This is a genomic window from Amycolatopsis sp. CA-128772 (assembly GCF_002904295.1).
Taxonomy (GTDB): domain Bacteria; phylum Actinomycetota; class Actinomycetes; order Mycobacteriales; family Pseudonocardiaceae; genus Amycolatopsis.
In genome coordinates, this window is sequence record NZ_PPHG01000083.1 from 70,557 (window position 1) to 87,785 (window position 17,229).

At 70.2% G+C, this 17,229-nt stretch carries 12 protein-coding genes; 7 read left to right on the forward strand and 5 right to left on the reverse strand.

The genetic code is table 11. The annotated features are described in order from the left end of the window. Positions 1–91: 91 nt before the first annotated feature. Positions 92–3,469 carry an RICIN domain-containing protein gene (locus C2L59_RS35400; RefSeq protein WP_103354001.1) on the reverse strand — a complete coding sequence of 1,126 codons (3,378 nt, stop codon included), beginning with the start codon at positions 3,467–3,469 and terminating at the stop codon, positions 92–94. A 495-nt stretch (positions 3,470–3,964) separates the two neighbouring features. Here C2L59_RS35400 and C2L59_RS35405 point away from each other — a divergent pair, with 495 nt between their 5' ends. Continuing rightward, complete coding sequence (locus C2L59_RS35405) at positions 3,965–4,543, forward strand: hypothetical protein (protein WP_146060477.1); 579 nt, start codon at positions 3,965–3,967, stop codon at positions 4,541–4,543. Positions 4,544–4,602: 59 nt separating this feature from the next. Here C2L59_RS35405 and C2L59_RS35410 read toward each other — a convergent pair whose 3' ends face one another. The 3 genes from C2L59_RS35410 to C2L59_RS35420 form a co-directional block, all read right to left on the reverse strand. Beyond that, positions 4,603–7,938 carry an RICIN domain-containing protein gene (locus tag C2L59_RS35410; RefSeq protein ID WP_103353890.1) on the reverse strand — a complete coding sequence of 1,112 codons (3,336 nt, stop codon included), beginning with the start codon at positions 7,936–7,938 and terminating at the stop codon, positions 4,603–4,605. 452 nt (positions 7,939–8,390) lie between these two features. Further along, on the reverse strand, positions 8,391–11,054 hold the full coding sequence (locus C2L59_RS35415) for a transglycosylase domain-containing protein (protein ID WP_103353891.1): 2,664 nt from the start codon (positions 11,052–11,054) through the stop codon (positions 8,391–8,393). A 67-nt stretch (positions 11,055–11,121) separates the two neighbouring features. Further along, positions 11,122–11,517, reverse strand: a complete 396-nt coding sequence (locus tag C2L59_RS35420) for a DUF5318 domain-containing protein (RefSeq protein ID WP_103353892.1) — start codon at positions 11,515–11,517, stop codon at positions 11,122–11,124. Between the two features lie 245 nt (positions 11,518–11,762). Between C2L59_RS35420 and C2L59_RS35425 the strand changes: the two genes are divergently transcribed. From C2L59_RS35425 to C2L59_RS35440, 4 genes are all read left to right on the forward strand, one after another. Beyond that, complete coding sequence (locus tag C2L59_RS35425) at positions 11,763–12,308, forward strand: PadR family transcriptional regulator (protein WP_103353893.1); 546 nt, start codon at positions 11,763–11,765, stop codon at positions 12,306–12,308. Between the two features lie 72 nt (positions 12,309–12,380). Further along, positions 12,381–13,469 (forward strand): inositol-3-phosphate synthase, encoded by a 1,089-nt coding sequence (locus C2L59_RS35430; RefSeq protein WP_103353894.1) that lies wholly within the window; start codon positions 12,381–12,383, stop codon positions 13,467–13,469. A 91-nt stretch (positions 13,470–13,560) separates the two neighbouring features. Further along, on the forward strand, positions 13,561–14,091 hold the full coding sequence (locus tag C2L59_RS35435; protein WP_233223852.1) for an RNA polymerase sigma factor: 531 nt from the start codon (positions 13,561–13,563) through the stop codon (positions 14,089–14,091). Beyond that, entirely contained in the window at positions 14,088–14,792 is a 705-nt protein-coding gene (locus C2L59_RS35440) for a hypothetical protein (RefSeq protein WP_103353895.1), read from the forward strand. The genes C2L59_RS35435 and C2L59_RS35440 overlap by 4 nt, the downstream gene beginning before the upstream one ends. On the opposite strand, the gene C2L59_RS35445 is transcribed toward C2L59_RS35440, so the two are convergent. After that, on the reverse strand, positions 14,785–15,423 hold the full coding sequence (locus tag C2L59_RS35445; protein ID WP_103353896.1) for an HAD family phosphatase: 639 nt from the start codon (positions 15,421–15,423) through the stop codon (positions 14,785–14,787). The two genes, C2L59_RS35440 and C2L59_RS35445, sit on opposite strands and share 8 nt — an antisense overlap. Positions 15,424–15,489: 66 nt before the next feature. Here C2L59_RS35445 and C2L59_RS35450 point away from each other — a divergent pair, with 66 nt between their 5' ends. Further along, positions 15,490–16,005: a MarR family winged helix-turn-helix transcriptional regulator gene (locus C2L59_RS35450; protein WP_233223854.1), complete on the forward strand. Its 516-nt coding sequence runs from the start codon at positions 15,490–15,492 to the stop codon at positions 16,003–16,005. Further along, positions 16,002–17,219, forward strand: a complete 1,218-nt coding sequence (locus C2L59_RS35455) for an MFS transporter (RefSeq protein WP_103353897.1) — start codon at positions 16,002–16,004, stop codon at positions 17,217–17,219. The genes C2L59_RS35450 and C2L59_RS35455 overlap by 4 nt, the downstream gene beginning before the upstream one ends. Positions 17,220–17,229 lie beyond the last annotated feature (10 nt).

The following is a 17,229-nucleotide window of genomic DNA, read 5'->3' on the forward strand; positions in this document are numbered from 1 at the left end:
TGTCGATCAGTTGCCGACCACTTCCGATCAGTTGCCAATCACTTCCGACCACTTCCGATCAGTTGCCGATCAGTTGCCGATCAGTTGCGGGTCAGGGCGCTGTGCCCATGAACTTGCCCCACCACTGCGTGTCGTCGAGCACGTGGTCGCCGTCGAGGTCGAGCGCGCGCTGGGTCATCGGCGCGCCTTCCGTCTTCGCCGAGTCCTTGGGCCCGGCGTAGAGCCCGCTCTTCATGTTGTGCAGCCCCTCGGACGTGAACGACTCGGTGTTCGTCAGGGTGCCGAAGCTCCACTGCTGAGCCGGGTCGTTGACGTCGCAGGCCGCCTCGACGATCGCCGCCCCGCTGGCCGTGCTGCCGCCGGCGACGGTGAGGCACAGGTGGCTGCCCCGGTCGACGACCTGCACGATGTGCGCGAGGCTGGTGCCGCTGCCCTCGGTGCGCAGCTCGTTGAGGTGCCAGTAGTTCGTCGTGAAGGCGTTGCACGCCCGCTGCTCCACGACCGCGCCGTTGGCCGGGGTGTTGCCCCGCAGCAGCAGGCACATCTTCGAGCCGTCGTTGTGGAAGCTCGGGTTGTAGTCGCCCGGCTCGTCCGTGCCGTAGGCCGGTTCGAGCGCGGCCGCGTCCCAGGCGACCTTCTCCGTGCCGTCGCCGGTCTGGTCGATCGTGCCGAGGTGCACCTTCGGCACGCCCTTGAACGGGAAGACCCCGAGGTTCATCCAGCCGTTGTTGCTGGTCGACTGGGCCGCGCGGACCGCGACCGGGCCGTTGGCCGTGTCGATCGTGTAGGTCACCGTGCCGCCGTCGCTCATGTGCGCCGGGATGTGCACCTTGACCCTGGCCAGGCCGTCGATCGCGGTGAACGTCCAGGTGCCGGTGATCTGGGTCTTGCGGCCCTCGGCGTTGTCGGCGCGGGTGTGGCTGAACCAGAAGTGCGAGCCGTAGCCGCCGCCGAGCTGGTGCAGGTCGATCTTCGACGTCTCGAACCCGTTCGCGTCCTTGGCGAACGCGAAGTCGAAGCTGCCGAAGCTCTTGCCGATCCCGTTGCAGTTCGGGTTCTGGATCGGCCTGGTGGCGTCCGGCACGTCGTCGACGGTCAGCGCGTCACCGGCCAGCCCGACCGTGTTGCACGCGGGTGGGTAGCTGGTCCCGTTCGCCGGTTCGGCCGCGAAGTCCGGGTAGTCGTACCGGATGAACTCGTGCCCGCACTCGTTGTCGCAGTCGGACTTGTAGTTGAGCGCGGTGTGCACCCAGCACTTGAGGTCGTACTGGCCCGCGCTGTTCGTGTGCGCGCACGGACCGGCGGGTTCGCCGGCGACCTCCGGCGCGTTCGGCAGGTGCGAGGAACCCCAGTCGCACGCGTTGTCCCCGGTGCAGAACAGCTGCGGGGCCGGGACCGCCGCCGCCCGGTAGCCCTCGGTGTTCCACCAGGCCGCGCGGAAGAACGGCACCTCGACACCGGGCGCCTCGAACCCGCTCGGCGGGTAGGTGGCGAAGCCGAGCACCTTCTCCTCGTACGGCCACTGCTGCGGGTGCGCGAAGTCGTGCGGGTCACTGCCGAACGGGTGGCGGCTCGGGTTGTAGCGCGGGTTGGCCGGGTTGTTCAGCCAGCCGAGCCCGTACGCGCCGTTCGTGCCCGCCTCGCCCGGGTTGTGGTAACCCGAGTTGTACGCCCAGGTGGCATAGAACCAGTTCTCGATCTTCGCCGGGTCGTTGTTGTTGACCTTCATCCCGACGCTCTGCATCAGGTTCCACTTGGAGACGAGGATCCGCAGGCCGGCGGCGACGTTGGCGGCGTAGTCGGTGCCCGCCGCGATCTGCTGGTTCGCCGGCAGCAGCGTCTCACCGGGCTTGGCGTGCCCGGCCAGCCGCATGCCGTCGGTGATCTGCGAGACGCCGTAACCGCAGTCGGCGTCGTCCCAGTGGATGTCCCAGTCGTTGCTCGCGTCGGTGTCGTAGATGTCGAGGCCGTAGTAGTTGCCGATCAGTGCGTTGCCGGTTTCACCGGGCAGCGCGTACCGGCTGGCCTGCCACAGGTTCGACTCCTGGCCGAGGATGCCGAGCATGATCTGCGCCGGCACCTGGCCGCCGGTCGACAGCGCGGCCGGCGGGAACATGCCCTGCGGCGTGTACGCGCTGAGGCCGTTGTTGTTCCAGTTCGCCGGGCGGGACGCGAAGAGATGGCCCTTGACCGCCATGTCGGCCGCCCACTCCACCTGCTTCGGCTTCGGCTGGTACACCTGCACGGCCGTGTTGTTGCGCGGCACCGAACACGTCCGGGCCGGGTCGGTCGTGTCGCTCCAGCGCGGCTTCGGCGTCGAACCCGGGTCGAAGCTGAAGCCGAGCGCCTTGCCGGTCTTCGTGCTCTGGCTCTGGATGTGCACCTGCTCCGGCACGGCCGGGTCCGCGTTGGTGATCTGCGTCTGGGTGCGGGTGACCGCGGCCTCGCCGAGGGTGGAGACCTCGCTGGTCGCGGGGGTGTCCAGCTTGCGCACCGGCGCGGGCAGCGCGGCGAGCGTGTCCGCCTTGCCGGTGATGAACACCCGGCCGGCCGCCCCGCCGGCGACGTCGAGCGCGCCGAACCTGCCGCTGGCCAGCGGCGTGACGGCGGACTTGCCGCCGGCCCCGGGTGCCACCCGGAAGACGCGGGCCTTGTCCTGGTCGCGGTCCATGAACACGACGCCGCCGGCCGAGTCGGCGCGGACGCCGAACGGCACGCCGCCGGTGTCCTTGACCAGCCGCGTCCGGGTGCCGTTGTCGCCGACCTTCAGCAGGCCGAGCCGGTCCGCCACGACGAACCCGCCCGCGGTCGGCGTGGCCGACGTGACCTGCCCGGCGAGTTCCGTGCGCGGGCTCAGCTTCGCGGTCGCGGCGTCGACGACGAGCACCCCGGTCTTGCCGAGGTCTTCGTCGGCTTCCTGGGTCAGCGCGGCGGTTTCCCCGGCGCCGCACCCCGGGTTGTAGTAGGCGAGCGAGGTGCGCACCGGCAGGTTGGTGACCGCGCCCGTGGTGAGGTCGACGACCGCGGTGAGACCGCCGCGGCCGGTCAGCGCTTCCTTGTTGGTGAACCGGCGCGGCGCGTAGACGACGACGGCACGCTGGCCGGAGCCGGTCACGCAGGCGTTGCCGATCCACTGGTCGACGTCCGCGTTCGGGTTGCCGAGGGTGGCGGCGGTCCGCCAGGTGTAGCCGGTCTTGGCCTCGGCCACCAGGACGTGGAACCCGGAGGCGTCGCTGCTGGTGGTCCAGAGCCGGTCGCCGGAGCGCTGCCAGCCCTGGCCGAGCAGCTCGTCGCGTTTGGCGGGGTCGACGGCGGGCGGGTCGGCGGGCAGCGCCGGCGTGGTGTTCGCCTGTACCGCACCGGGCGGCAGCGTGGGGACCGCGTCGGGGTCGGCCGCGGCGGTCATCACCGGGGCCAGGGTCAGGAAGGCCAGTGCCGCCACCGCGGCTTTCGGCCAGCTTCGTCTCATTTCTTCCCTCTCTCGCACGCCGGGCGCGCCGAATTCACCGGTCGCCGGGGAAACCGGCATGCGAAATCCTTTGAAATACGCGGCTGACGAATCGGGAAAGCGTTATCCGGCGGAGCGGGCGGCGGCTCGACGCGGATCGGCGCACGAGAGTGGCGAAGGCAGGACAATGAACACGGTTCTCCCCCGGGTACTGCTGTGACGCCGGGGCCTCCCCGTGCTCCGGCGGTCGTGGCCAGGGCAAACGCCCAGCGCACTAGATCATCAAAGCTCTCGGGGTTCAGCTCGCGCCAGCCGCCATTCGGGTGCAATACCGGGCAAAACGCCCACGGGGTGTAGCGCCTTCACTCGCTCTTTGCGGGCGGCCGGATATCAGGCCGAGCCCTCTGCTCCATTGGAAGCAATTCGCATTTCCTCCTTGATCGCGCCGGTGTGGGTCGGGCACGCTGCGAACCGCAGGGGTTTTTACCCGGCATTCATTTTTCGAGAGGGGTAACAATGGCTGGAACACGTCTTGCCGCCGTGCTGGCGGCGACGGTGCTGTCCTTGCTCGGCGGCGCGGTCTCGGCGGCGGCGGCACCGACGCACCCGGACTTCCGCGCGGACGCCGTGGCGGCGGGCCTGACCGCCGACCAGGCCGCGGCACTGCAGGCGAAGGCGGACAGCTACCTCGCCACGACCGGCGGCAAGCAGATCGCGCCGAACAAGATCGACCTCGACGGCAACGCGACGGTCGTGCTCACGGTGCCGGGCGAGTCGAAGGTCCGGAACCTCAAGACGACGAACACCGCGGCCGACTGGGACCCGTGCTTCTACGGCGAGCAGCACGCCAAGGACGGCTACTTCTGCGCGTACAGCCAGGAGTGGTACATGGGCGACGTGATCGAGGCGTACAACTGCGCCAGCTACTCCCTGCCGAACTGGACCGGCACGGGTTCCTGGATCAACCAGCAGACGTCGGGCACGCGCGCCCGCTTCTACGGCAAGACCGGCAACCTGCTGTTCACGACGCCGGTGCCCGACAGCTTCGACGAGTCGTACTACTGGGGTCCGGTGTGGAGCATCCGCAACTGCTGACGTCGTAGGGGAAACGGGCCCTCCGCGCACCCTGCGCGGAGGGCCCGTTCTCCCTTGAGCTACTGCAGCGGAACGGCCTGCGTGTACGCCTTCCAGTACTGCTCGGTGATGTTGCCGCCGTAGTCACAGGTGGACTGGACGACCTGGCTGGTGCCGACGGAGTTCGCGGTACCGAGGGACAGGCACTTCCCGGTCCCGAGGTTGACCACGAACTGCCGGGTGGCCCCGGAAGCCGGCGTGGGTGGCGGCGGCGCCGTCCAGATCTGGTTCCTGTCGCCGGCCACGCAGGATGCCAGCACGATCGGTGCGCCGTCGTCCGTGCGTCCGCCGGCCGGCTGCAGGCACAGCCCGGCCGTGCGGTCCTTGACGACGTAGCCCTTCTGCTGGGTCGAGTCGGGCAGGTTGATCAGGACGTTGGCGTCGACCTCCTCCCAGTACCCGTAGCCCCATGTGGGGCTGCAGGCCCGGAACTCCGCCGTCGAACCCGGCTTGGTCACGTTGCCGGTGAGCTGCAGGCACGCGTACCCGCCGTCGGTGGCGGCCGACTCGTTGACGATCATCGGCGTGTACCCGGGGCCGTCCGGCACCGTGTCGATCGCCGCTGCGTCGAATGCGAGCGCGTCGACGCCGATCGCATTGGCGGTGATCGTGTCCAGGTGGATCTTCGGCGGCCCGTAGAACGGGAACACCCCGAGGGTGTACCACTCGTCGTGGTGGAGGGACTGCCGCACCGGCACGTTGACCGGGCCGTTGGCCGTGTCGACGACGTACACCGCGTCCGCGTCCGCGAGGTGGGACGGGATGTAGACCAGCACCTTGGCCAGTCCGTTGACGGCCGCGAAGGACCAGGTGCCGATCAGCCGGGTCTTGAGGCCTTCGTCGGTGTCGGAGCGGGTGTGGCTGTACCAGAAGTGCGCGCCGTAGCCGCCGCCGACCTGGTGCAGGTCGATCTTGGACGACGGACTCGGGTAGCTGAACGAGAAGTTGGCGCCGGCCGCGTTCCCGTTGACACCCCGGCAGGGCCGCACCGGATTGGTGGCGTTGTCGACGTCGTCGGCGACCCTGGCCGTGACGATGATTCCGTTGTGCGCGGGATTGCTGTCACCGAGGTTGCACCGCGGCGGGTAGCTGGCGCCGTCCGGGGGCTTGCCGACGCCCGGGTCGTACCGGACGAACTCGAAGCCGCACGTGCTGCTGCAGTCCGGTTTCCAGGTCGCCGCGGTCTTGACCCAGCACCGCAGATCGAGCTTGCCGGCCGAGTCCCGGTGCAAGCAGGGCCCGGGCAGCTCACCCGGCACGTCGGGCTGGACCGCAGTGCCCCAGGAGCAGTTGTTGTCCGCGGTGCAGAAGGTCTGCGGTGCGGGCCGTGCGGTGCGGCGGTTGTAGTTCGCCGTTCCAGGCGTGGTGTCCGGACCGGTGGCCCCGTTCCAGGTCGCCGCCCGGAAGAACGGCTCCGGCTGGTTCGGGCCCTCGTAGCCCGACGGCGGGCTGGTGGCGAAGCCGAGCACCTTCTCCGGGTACGGCCACTTCTCGGGGTGGGCGAAGTCCGACGGCTTGGTGCCGAAGTTCGTCCGGTCCGCCTGGTAGCGCGGGTTCGCCGGGTTGTTGAGCCAGCCGAGGCCGATCACCCCCGCGTCGTCCGGCTTGGTTCCGTCGTGCAGCCCGGAGTTGTAGGCCCAGGTCGCGTAGAACCAGTTCTCGATGCGCATCGGGTCGTTGTTGTTCAGCGTCATGCCCCGCGCCTGGAGCTGCTGCCACTTCTGCAGCAGGATGTCCAGGCCCGAGTTGACGTTCGAGACGTACTGGGTGCCGATCGCGCGTTGCTCGCTGGCCGGTCGTGGGTTGTCCGAGGTGTGCGGCTTCGGGTGCCCGGCGAGCCGCATGCCGTCGGTCGTCTGGGTGACGCCGTAGCCGCAGTCGGCCTCGTCCCAGCGGATGTCCCAGTCGTTGCTGATGTCGCCGTCGTAGATGTCCAGGCCGTAGTAGTTGCCGACCAGCGGGTTGCCGTACTCGCCGGCCCAGATGTTGCGGGCGGCCTGCCACAGGTTGGACTCCTGGCCGAGGATGCCCAGCAGGATCTGCGCGGGCACCTTTTTACCCTGGCTGCGCGCACCGGTCACCGCGTTGTCCGCGGCCCACTCCACCTCGCGCGGGGTCGGCTGGTAGACCTGCGTGCCCGGGTCGTTGCGCGGCACCGAGCAGACGCGGTCGGCGTCGACGGTGTCGTTCCAGCGCGGCTTGAGCGTGTCGCCGGGGTCGACGCCGAACCCGAACGCCTTGCCCGTGCGCAGGCTGCGGGTGGCGATGTGCACCGGACGCGGCCGGTGCGGGTCGCTCGCGGCCTTCGTGCCCGGCTTGACCGGCGCGAGGACCACGTCGGTGATCGCCGTCTGGCCCAGCGAAGAGACCTCGGCGTCCGCCGGCACGTCCAGCTTGGCGAGCGCGCCGGGCAGGGCGGCCAGCTTGGCCGGCGCACCGGTGACGAACACCTTGCCGCCGACGCCCGAGGCGACGCCGACCGAGCCGAGCGGGCCGCTGGCCAGCGTGGGCGCGTCCTGGCGGGCCTGCCGGGACGACGGCGCACGCCGGACCCGGCTGTCGTCGCCCGCGAGGTCCATGAAGACGACGCCGCCCTGGGCGTCGGCGCGGACGTTGAACGGGACGCCGCCGGTGCCGGCGACGAGCCGCTGCTTGGTCCCGTCGGTGCCGACCTCGAGCAGGCCCGCGGTGTCGGCGACGACGAACCCGCCGTCGACCGGGGTGGCCGACGTCGTCTGCCCGTCGAGTTCCGTCCGGGCGCTGAGCTTGCCGGTCGTCGTGTCGACCGTGACGACGCCGGTCTTCGGGATCCGATCGCCGCCTTCCTGCGTCAACGCGGCGGTTTCGCCCGCACCGCAACCGGGGTTGTAGTACGACAGCGTCGTGCGGATCGGCAGCTTCGTCACCGCGCCGGTGACGAGGTCGACGACCGCGGTGAGGCCGCCGCGGGAGGTCAGGTCCTCCTTGTTGGTGAAGGTGCGGGGCGCGTAGACGATCACGGCCCGCTGTCCCGACCCGGTGACGCAGCCGTGGCCGATCCACTGGTCGGTCTCGATGCCGGTCACCGTCAGGTCGGCGATCGTGCGCCAGCTGTAGCCCGTCTTCGCTTCGGCCGTCAGGACGTGCAGGCCCTCGGCGTCGCCGGTGGTGGTCCAGAGCCGGTCGCCGGAGGCCTGCCAGCCCTGGCCGAGCAGCTCGTCGCGGTTCGCGGCCGCGACGACGGGGGGATCGTCGGCGGGAACCGCTTGTCTTTCCTGGGTCGTCTGCTCGGCGGCGGCCGGCGTGGCCGTCACCGCCGGCAGCAAGGTGAGGAAGGCCAGCGCACCGAGCGCAGCCTTCCGCCGGCTGGATCTCATCTTTTCCCTTTCCTGCGCGCAGGAATAGCCGAAAGAATTCGGACACGGGGATTTCCGGCGCGCGAAACCGTGGTTTGCCGACGTGTGGAGAAAACGCTTACTCGGCCAGCTGCGCTAGAATGCGCGGAACGGTGAACCCGTGGGGTGCGCGAAGGGTGGTCGGCCGCCGGAGAACGACGTCATGAGGAAACCTCACAGCCTGGTGGCGCCGATGCCCTCCCCTGACTCGGCCACGATCATCAGCGCGAACTCGTGGCAATCAACATCAAACTTCGCCTGGCCGGGGCCGCCAAGCCGCCATTCGAGTGGAACCCACCGGTGACTGGGCCACTTGGTGGAAGACTCACCTGGCGGCTTTGTGGCTTTTGTCCGGTGTCTGCGTTTTTTCGCGGGAAATACTCCCGGTAAATAAAAAGGCCCCGCACTCTTCGCGAGTGCGGGGCCTTCTTGCGTCAGCCGGTTTCCGTGCCTGGTGGCCGGGCGAATCCGTCACCGCCGGGCAGCGGCGGGGTGGGCCCGCCCGTGCCCGGGCCCGGCCGCGTCTTGGTCGGCTTGCTCGGGGACGTCTCGGTTTCGGTGTTCGTCTCCGAGCTCGGCGTGCTCGGCGGCGTGCTTGGCGTCTCGGTCGGCGTCGGCGTCTCGGACGGCTTCGACGCCGTCGTGGTCACGTCGTTGGGGTCCTTGCCGATCGGGGCGACCTTGTCGAACTTCTCCGGCGCGGTCCCGGCCAGGTACTCCTTCATGAACTGTTCCCAGATGGGACCCGGGTAGGTGCTACCGAAGATCGGCTGGTTCTTGTTGTCGTGCAGGGGGCGGTTGCCGTTGCCGCCGACCCAGGCCGCCGCCGCGACCGACGGGGTGTAGCCGACCATCCACGTCTGCGCGTTGCGGTTCGCGTAGTTCGACGGGTCGCCCTGCTGCAGGTCGTACTGCTGCGTACCGGTCTTGCCCGCGCACTGGTGGCCGCTCGGGCAGTTCAGGTGCGAGTGGGTGATGACCGGGCCGAGGGCCGTGGTCACGTTGCCCGCGATCTGCGCGGTCTTCTGCGCGTCGCTGTCGAACGCCGGCGTGGCCTGGTACTTGCTCTCGTCGAACTCGACTTCGTCCTGCGCGTTGGTCAGCTTGGCGACGAAGTGGGCGTCCCGGCGCATGCCGCCGGCGGCGAACGTGGCGTACCCCGCGGCCATGGCTTCCGGCGTGGCCCGGGTGGCGCCACCGCCGAGGGCGATGTTGATGTCCTGGCTCATCTCCGGTGACGTCGGCACGCCCGCCTCGTTGGCGGCCTGGGCCACTCGCCCCGGCTTCGTCACGTTGAGCACCATGTCGTAGAACACGGTGTTCGCGGAGATCTCCATCGCCGTCGCCACGGTGCACTGCGTGCCGCAGCTGGCGCTGTCACCCGCGTTGCGCAGGGGGGTCTTGCGGCCGGGGAACATCCGGTTGTTCGACCCGTCGAAGGTGTCGCCGAGGCCCTTGCCCATCTTGAGGTACGCGGTGAGGTCGAACGCCTTGAAGGACGAGCCCGGGTTCTGCCGCACGTTGGACCAGTCCTCGGCGACCTGGTCGTTGCCCTTGTCGTCCTTCACCGTGTCCGGGCCACCGTAGTACGCCAGGATGCCGCCGGTCTTCGGGCTCACCGCGACCAGCGCGCCCAGGAGGTCGGGGTCGCTCTGGCCCTTCATCTTGTTCGTGACCGCGTCCTCGGCCGCCTTCTGGGCCTTGGGGTCGATGGTGGTGTAGACCTTGGCGCCGGTCGAGTGCAGCCGGGCGCTGTCGTAGCCGTCGGCGGCCAGTTCCTCGTCGATCCGCTGCTGGATGTGGTACGGCATGGACTGGCCGGTGTCCTTGGCCGCCTTCGGGATCGGCGTCGGGAACTGCGCGGCCGAGCGCTCGTCGGCGCGCAGCCACTTGTTGGCCACCATCTGGTCCATCACGTAGTTCCAGCGCCGCGTGGCGTAGTCCTGGTTCTCCGACTTGCTCGGCCCCTGGATCAGGCCGGCGAGCAGCGCGGCTTCCGACGCGCTGAGGTCCTTGGCGTCCTTGTTGAAGTAGGCCTTCGCGGCCGCCTGGATGCCGTTCGCCCCGCGTCCGAAGTAGACGATGTTCAGGTAGCCCGTGATGATCTCTTCCTTGGACTCCTGGTTGTTCATCTTGAACGACTTGGCCAGCTCGGTCCACTTCCGGCTGAGGCTGGGGGCGTCGTTTTCGGTGGCCTTCTTGATGTACTGCTGGGAGATGGTCGACCCACCGCCCTGGCCGCCGGTCGCCTGGTTGTAGACCGCGCGCAGGATGCCGGTGACGTCGAAGCCCGAGTTGGTCTCGAAGGTCGCGTCTTCGGCCGAGTACACGGCGTGCTTGACGATGTCGGGGATCTCGCCCGGCTTGAGCAGCTGGCGGTCACCGCCCTTGGGGAGCGACCGGCCCATCACGGTCTTGCCGTCGGCGTAGTAGTACGTGACCGGCTGGCTCTGCAGTGCCGCGACGCTCTCCGGGGTCGGCACGTCGACCATGAAGTAGGTGATCACGAACGCGATCGCCGGGACGACGAAGAAGACGCCGACGCAGGCGTAGGCCACCCGCCGGATGATCTTCCAGCGGCGCTTCTTCCGCTGCGCCGGGCTGAGGACCGGGCGGCCCTTCTCGTCGAGCTCGCGCTGGGGCTCGACGTCGTCGGCGAACTCGTCGAACCGGTCGTCGTCGTAGGAGTCGTATGCGTCCTCGGTCCCGTTGTGCGCGTGGTGCGTGATGAGATCCGGCTCACGTTCGGTCTGCGGCTCCGGACGGCGACCGGCCGGCGGGGGCTGCCGGAAACCCTGCGGCGGCGAGCCGGGCGGGGTGCCGGGCCGGCGTCCGGGCGGGGGTGGCTGACGCCGGCCGGACGCGCCGTTCTGGCCGCGCGCCTGCGGGCGTCGTGGCTGGTCATCGGGCCACTGCGGGCCACCTTCGTCGCCGGCCGGCCAGGCCGGCCCGGACTGCCGCGCGCCACCGCGGGCCGGGTTGGCGCGCCGGCCGGATTCACCGGGCCACGCCGGTCCCGCGTCTTCGCCCGGCCACTGGGCACGGCGAGGTGCGTCTGGCTCCTGGTTCGGCCAGGAGCGGTTGTGGTCGTCGGTCACGGACGGTCCTCCCGGATCAGTACCCGCAGGGGCACTGACCTGCGCGTTGCGATGGTCGTACGGTGGCTCACCGGCCTGTGGTCCTTCGCGGACCTGCCGGTTCCCCTGTGCCCAGGACGTATGACCGGACCAAGTGGTTCCAGTGGCACGCCCGGCACACTTCGACGTCGTACACGGTGAACTCCGCGAACGAGCCCGCCATCCTGGTCAGCTCCTCCGGGGTCCGCGCCGAGCCCGCGACGTGCTTGAGCTCGTCACCGTAGACCCAGGACACCAGGGTCAGCGGCTCCTGGCGGCAGATCGGGCAGGGTTGGTCACCGGCCCGGCCGTGGAACTTCGCCGCCCGCAGCAGGTACGGGCTCGCGTCGCAGGCTTCGAAGCTGCCGACGCGCCCGGAGCGGACTTCGGCCAGCAGCGCACGGCGCTGCAGCGCGTAGTCCACGACCTGCCGCTGGTTAATCACGAGGACAGAGTACGGGCTCTTCCTGTGGCGTCCACGCCCCCTAGCGGCGGCAAGCCCCGGACCGGGGCGGACACGCCGGACGTTCGATAACTCTCCGGTGAATTTCGCCCTCGATGGGTGGTGGGTCAGGGTTAGCTTCGCCACTTCGATGTATCGGCGCGATATAGTGGCTGAGTAGGTTGGATCGAGGCGCTCGTTCGGAGCAACGCGGGTCGTCTCGGTTTGTTCCCGGAAGGGGGTGCGCTGTGCTGGAGTTCGCGATCCTCGGTCTTCTGCACGAAGCGCCCATGCACGGGTACGTGCTGCGCAAGCGGCTGCACGAGACGCTCGGCACGCTCCGGACGTTCTCGTACGGCTCGCTGTACCCGACTCTGCGGAAGCTGCTCCGGGCCGGGTACCTGGTCGAAGAGCTGGACGAGGCCGACGACCGGGCGTGGTCGCGGCGCGGACGGCGGGTCTACAAGCTCACCGCGGAGGGCAAGGAGCGTTTCGGCGAGCTGCTCGGCGACGCCGGGCCGCAGACCTGGGACGACGAGGGTTTCGGCGTCCACCTGGCGTTCTTCTCGCGGACCCCGGCCGACGTGCGGATGCGGATCCTCGAGGGCCGCCGCCGCCGGGTCGAGGAACGCCGTGAGGGCATGCGGGCGGCGCTGGCCAGGGCCGAGGAGAAGATCGATCGCTACACCCGCGAGCTGCACCGGCTGGGGCTGGAGACGAGTGAGCGGGAGGTGCGCTGGCTCAACGAGCTGATCGCGCACGAACAAGCCGAACGGCAGGGTCCGGAGACCTGAGCCGCCCGGCCCGGGCCGCAGCGTCGCGGCACCAGACCTACTGAACAGACACGGATTGAAGGAGAAACCCCCATGGGCGAGAACCGCCGCGTACGGGTGGCCATCGTGGGCGTCGGCAACTGCGCGGCGTCGCTGGTCCAGGGTGTCCAGTACTACCGCGACGCGGACCCGGCCACCCGCGTCCCCGGTCTGATGCACGTCGACTTCGGCGGCTACCACGTCCGCGACATCGAGTTCGTCGCCGCGTTCGACGTGGACGCCAAGAAGGTCAGCCGCGACCTGTCCGAGGCGATCTTCGCCTCGGAGAACAACACCATCAAGATCGCCGACGTGCCGCCGCTGGGCGTCACCGTCCAGCGCGGTCACACCCACGACGGCCTCGGCCGCTTCTACCGCGAGACGATCGAGGAGTCCGACGACACCCCGGTCGACGTCGTCGCCGCGCTGCGCGAGGCGCAGGCCGACGTGCTCGTGTCGTACCTGCCGGTGGGCTCCGAGGTGGCGGACAAGTTCTACGCCCAGGCCGCGATCGACGCCGGCGTGGCGTTCGTCAACGCGCTGCCGGTGTTCATCGCCTCCGACCCGGAGTGGGCCAAGAAGTTCACCGAGGCGGGCGTCCCGATCGTCGGTGACGACATCAAGTCCCAGGTCGGCGCGACCATCACGCACCGCGTGCTGGCGAAGCTGTTCGAGGACCGCGGCGTCCAGCTCGACCGGACGATGCAGCTCAACGTGGGCGGGAACATGGACTTCCTGAACATGAAGGAGCTCGAGCGGCTCGAGTCGAAGAAGATCTCGAAGACCCAGTCGGTGACGTCGCAGGTCGACCGCGACCTCGGCAAGGGCAACGTCCACATCGGACCGTCGGACTACGTCCAGTGGCTCGACGACCGCAAGTGGGCCTACGTCCGGCTCGAGGGCCGCGCGTTCGGCGACGTGCCGCTGAACCTGGAGTACAAGCTCGAGGTCTGGGACTCCCCGAACTCGGCGGGCATCATCATCGACGCGGTCCGCGCGGCGAAGATCGCCCTGGACCGCGGCATCGGCGGCCCGATCCTGTCGGCGTCGTCCTACTTCATGAAGTCGCCGCCGGAGCAGTACGACGACGCCACCGCGCGCGACGCCGTCGAGAAGTTCATCCGCGGCGAGGTCGAGCGGTAAAGGCTGGTCCGGAGGAAGGCCGTCACCCCTGGTGGCGGCCTTCTTCGCGTGCTGGACTAAACCGGTGGGGCGGGGCGGGCGTTGGCGTCGCGTGAGCGCGAGCGTGGGCGAAAGCGCACCGGGAGACCTGGGCGCGCCGACGTTCCACGACCTCTTCCGCGAGTCCTTCGGCCAGCTGACGCGGCTGGCCCACCTGCTCGGCGCGGACGACGCGGAGAACGTGGTGCAGGAGGCGTTCGTCAAGCTCCACCAGCGCTGGGACACCCTGGCGGACCACACGAGGGTGTCGGGCTACCTCCGCACGACCGTGGTGAACATGTCCCGCTCCCGGACGCGGCACCTGAGGGTGGTCCGCCGGGCCCCGCAGGAGCGGCCGCCGGACGAGCTGTCGGCCGAAGTCACGGCCCTGGCCAACTGGGAGCACCGGCGCCTGCGCGAGGTGCTGGCCAGGTTGCCGCGGCGCCAGCGCGAGGTGCTGGTGCTGCGCTACTGGCTGGACCTCAGCACGGCGGCCATCGCGGAGACGCTCGGGATCTCGCCGGGCACGGTGAAGGCGACCACCCACCACGCGATCGCGAACCTGCGCAAGCACCTGGGGGACGAGCCGGGAGGTGAGGGATGACCGACCTCGAACGCAAGCTGGCCGAGACGCTGAGGGAGCAGGCCGGGGAGGTCACGCCCGACCTCGAGGCGGCCTGGGCGGAGCAGCAGCGGAGGCAGCAGCGGCGGCCGCGTCGCCGCCGGGCCGCGGTGTGGGGCGCCCCGCTGGCCGCGGTGCTGGTGGTGCTGACGAGCGTGCTGCTGGCCACCCAGCTGAAGGTGGGCCAGGCGGCGCCGGTGGCACCCGGCCAGGAGCTGGTGCTCGCCAAGCCGGAGCACTTGCCGATGGCGGACTTGCTCCTGATGAGCTCGCCGGTGCCCCTCACCGAGTTCGCCGGCCAAACCGACCGCTGGCGTGGGTGGGCCTTCTCGACAAAGCGGAGGCAGGAACCCGGCAGGCCGCTGTTCTGCGTGGCCGCCTTGCCCGTGGACCAGCCGTTCGACGGCGCCGCCGCCCAGTTCGGGATGTCTCCGCAGTGCGTTCCGTTCGCGCCGGCGGACGGCAAGGCGGTCTTGGCCGGGTACGCCGGCGAACCCGGCGGGCCGCTGCCGCCGGGCAAAGCGGTCTACTTGCTCAGCGCTCTGGCGAACCAGTTGCGGCTCTACGACGCACACGGGGACCTGAGCCAGGGCCGGTGGGTGGGCCGGCTGGCGGATTCCTACCAGGTGTTCCTGGCCGACGTGACGCCCGGCTCGCCCCCGGTGCGCTTCGACGTCAGCTGAGCCCCAGCGCCCCCGGCAGGTCGGTGATCTTCTCCACCACCGCCGTGGCCTGCTTCAGCACCTCGGGGTCCGGCGGGAAGTGCAGGTTCGGCACCGCGTAAACCGCCATCCCCGCCGCCAACGCCGAGCGCAGCCCGTTCGTCGTGTCCTCCACCGCCGCGCACTCCGCCGGCGTCACCCCCAGCAGCTCCGCCGCCCGCAAGTACACATCCGGCGCCGGCTTCCCCGCCCCGACCTGCTCCGACGACACCGCCGCCCCCACCGGCAGGCCCGTCACGTCCAGGAAGCCCTTGATCAGGATCACCGGTGACGAGCTCGCGATCGCCACCGGCCACCGCGCCGACACCTGGCGGACCACCTCCACCGCGCCCGGGATCAACGGTGGCTCCGCCGCGTACCGGGCCGCCATGCGCTTGACCACCAGCGTCGCGATCTCCGGCGGCGACAGCTGCGCCCCCAGCTCCTCCGCCAGGTAGCGCGCCCATTCCGGGGTGCTCATCCCCTGCTGCGCCCGCGTCGCCTCCGGGCGCCACGTGCCGCCGTGCTCGGCCACCACCGCCCGGCGCACTTCGTCCCAGATCCGCTCGGAGTCCACCAGCACGCCGTCGAGGTCGAAGATCACCGCTTCCATGCCCCGAGCCTATCCTGTGAGAGGAGTTACTTAGCTACCCTTACTAATTTTTGTTAGCCTAGCTAAGTGACTTCCGCGATCACCGATCTCGCCCACCGGCTGCGGCCGCTGGTCTTCCGGCTCTACCACCAGGTGCGCCGGCAGACACCACAGCTGTCGCTGACCCTCACCCAGGGTTCCGTGCTGAGCGAACTCGTCAACGGCGGCCCGCGGCGGATGAGCGCGCTGGCCGAGTTCGAGCAGGTCAAGCTGCCGTCGATGACCGATGTCGTCGGCCGGCTCGAACGGCTCGGGCTCGCCGCCCGCCGCCCGGATCCCGCCGACGGCCGTGCGGTGCTCGTGGACGTCACTGACGAAGGCCGTCGCTTCTACGCCGAGACGGTGGCCGCCCGGGAGGAGTTCCTCCGCGAGCGGCTCATCGCCATGGACGACGCCGACCGCGCTGCGATCGAAGCCGCCCTCCCGGCCCTCGCCAAATTGCTTTTGGGGGGTCCAGGGGGGCTCGCCCCCCCGGCCGGGGTCTGGGGCTCGGCCCCAGAAGACAGAGCTCAACACCACCAAGGAGGAACTGATCAGCGATGAGCGCTGAATCCCACTCGAGCCTGCTGGACGCCGTCAAAGGCCAGCCCAAGCAGGTTTGGATCACCGCGTTCGCCGCGGTCATCGCCTTCATGGGGATCGGGCTGGTCGACCCGATCCTGCTGTCCATCGCCAAGGGCCTGGACGCGACGCCGTCGCAGGTCACCCTGCTCTTCTCGTCCTACCTCGGCGTCCAGGTCATCGCCATGCTGGTCACCGGCGCGGCGAGCGCCCGCTTCGGCGCCAAGCGGACCGTCCTCGTCGGGCTGACGCTGATCGTCGCCGCGACCGCCCTGTGCGCGGCCGCCGGGTCGATCGAGCAGCTCGTCGGGCTGCGCGCGGTCTGGGGCCTCGGCAACGCCTTCTTCATCGCGACCGCGCTTTCGGTGATCGTCGGCGCCGCGACCGGTGGCCAGTCCGGCGCGATCCTGCTCTACGAGGCCGCCCTCGGCGTCGGCCTGTCGGTCGGCCCGCTGCTGGGCGCGTTGCTCGGCAGCGTCTCGTGGCGCGGCCCGTTCCTCGGCACCGCGATCCTGATGGCCGGCGCGCTCGTGCTGTGCGCGGTGTTCCTCAAGAGCGACAAGCACGAGCAGCGGGCGCCGATCAAGCTGCTCGACCCGCTGCGCGCGCTGAAGCACACCGGCCTGCTGCGCACCTCCGTCGCCTCGGCGCTGTACACCGCCGCGTTCTTCGCGGTGCTCGCCTGGTCGCCGTTCGTCCTCGGCTGGAGCGCCATCGCCGTCGGGCTCGTGTTCTGCGGCTGGGGCCTGTGCGTCGCCGTCGCCGGGGTCGCCCTCGCGCCGCGGCTGGCCGCCCGGCTCGGTGAGCGGCACGCCGCCGCGGCCGCCGTCTTCGGGTACGCCGTGCTGATGCTGGTTCTCGCCGTGCCGAGCAAGCCGGTGCTGGTCGCCGGGATCGTCGTCTCCGGGCTGGTGTCCGGCCTGCTGAACACGCTGTTCACCGGCACCGCGATGTCGATCAGCGACGCGCCGCGCCCGGTCGCCAGCGCGGGCTACAACTTCTGCCGCTGGCTCGGCGGGGCCGTCGCCGCGACGCTGGTCGGGCACGTCGCCGAGTGGTTCGGCTCGCCGCAGGCGCCGTTCGTCGCCGCCGCCGTGCTGTGCGTCGTCGCGGGTGCGCTGCTCTCGCTGCGGGAGAAGACCGCGGACCCGCACACCGTGCCGCCGGAAGCCGTGCTCGTCGGCGACGAGTTCTGACGCCTCCGTT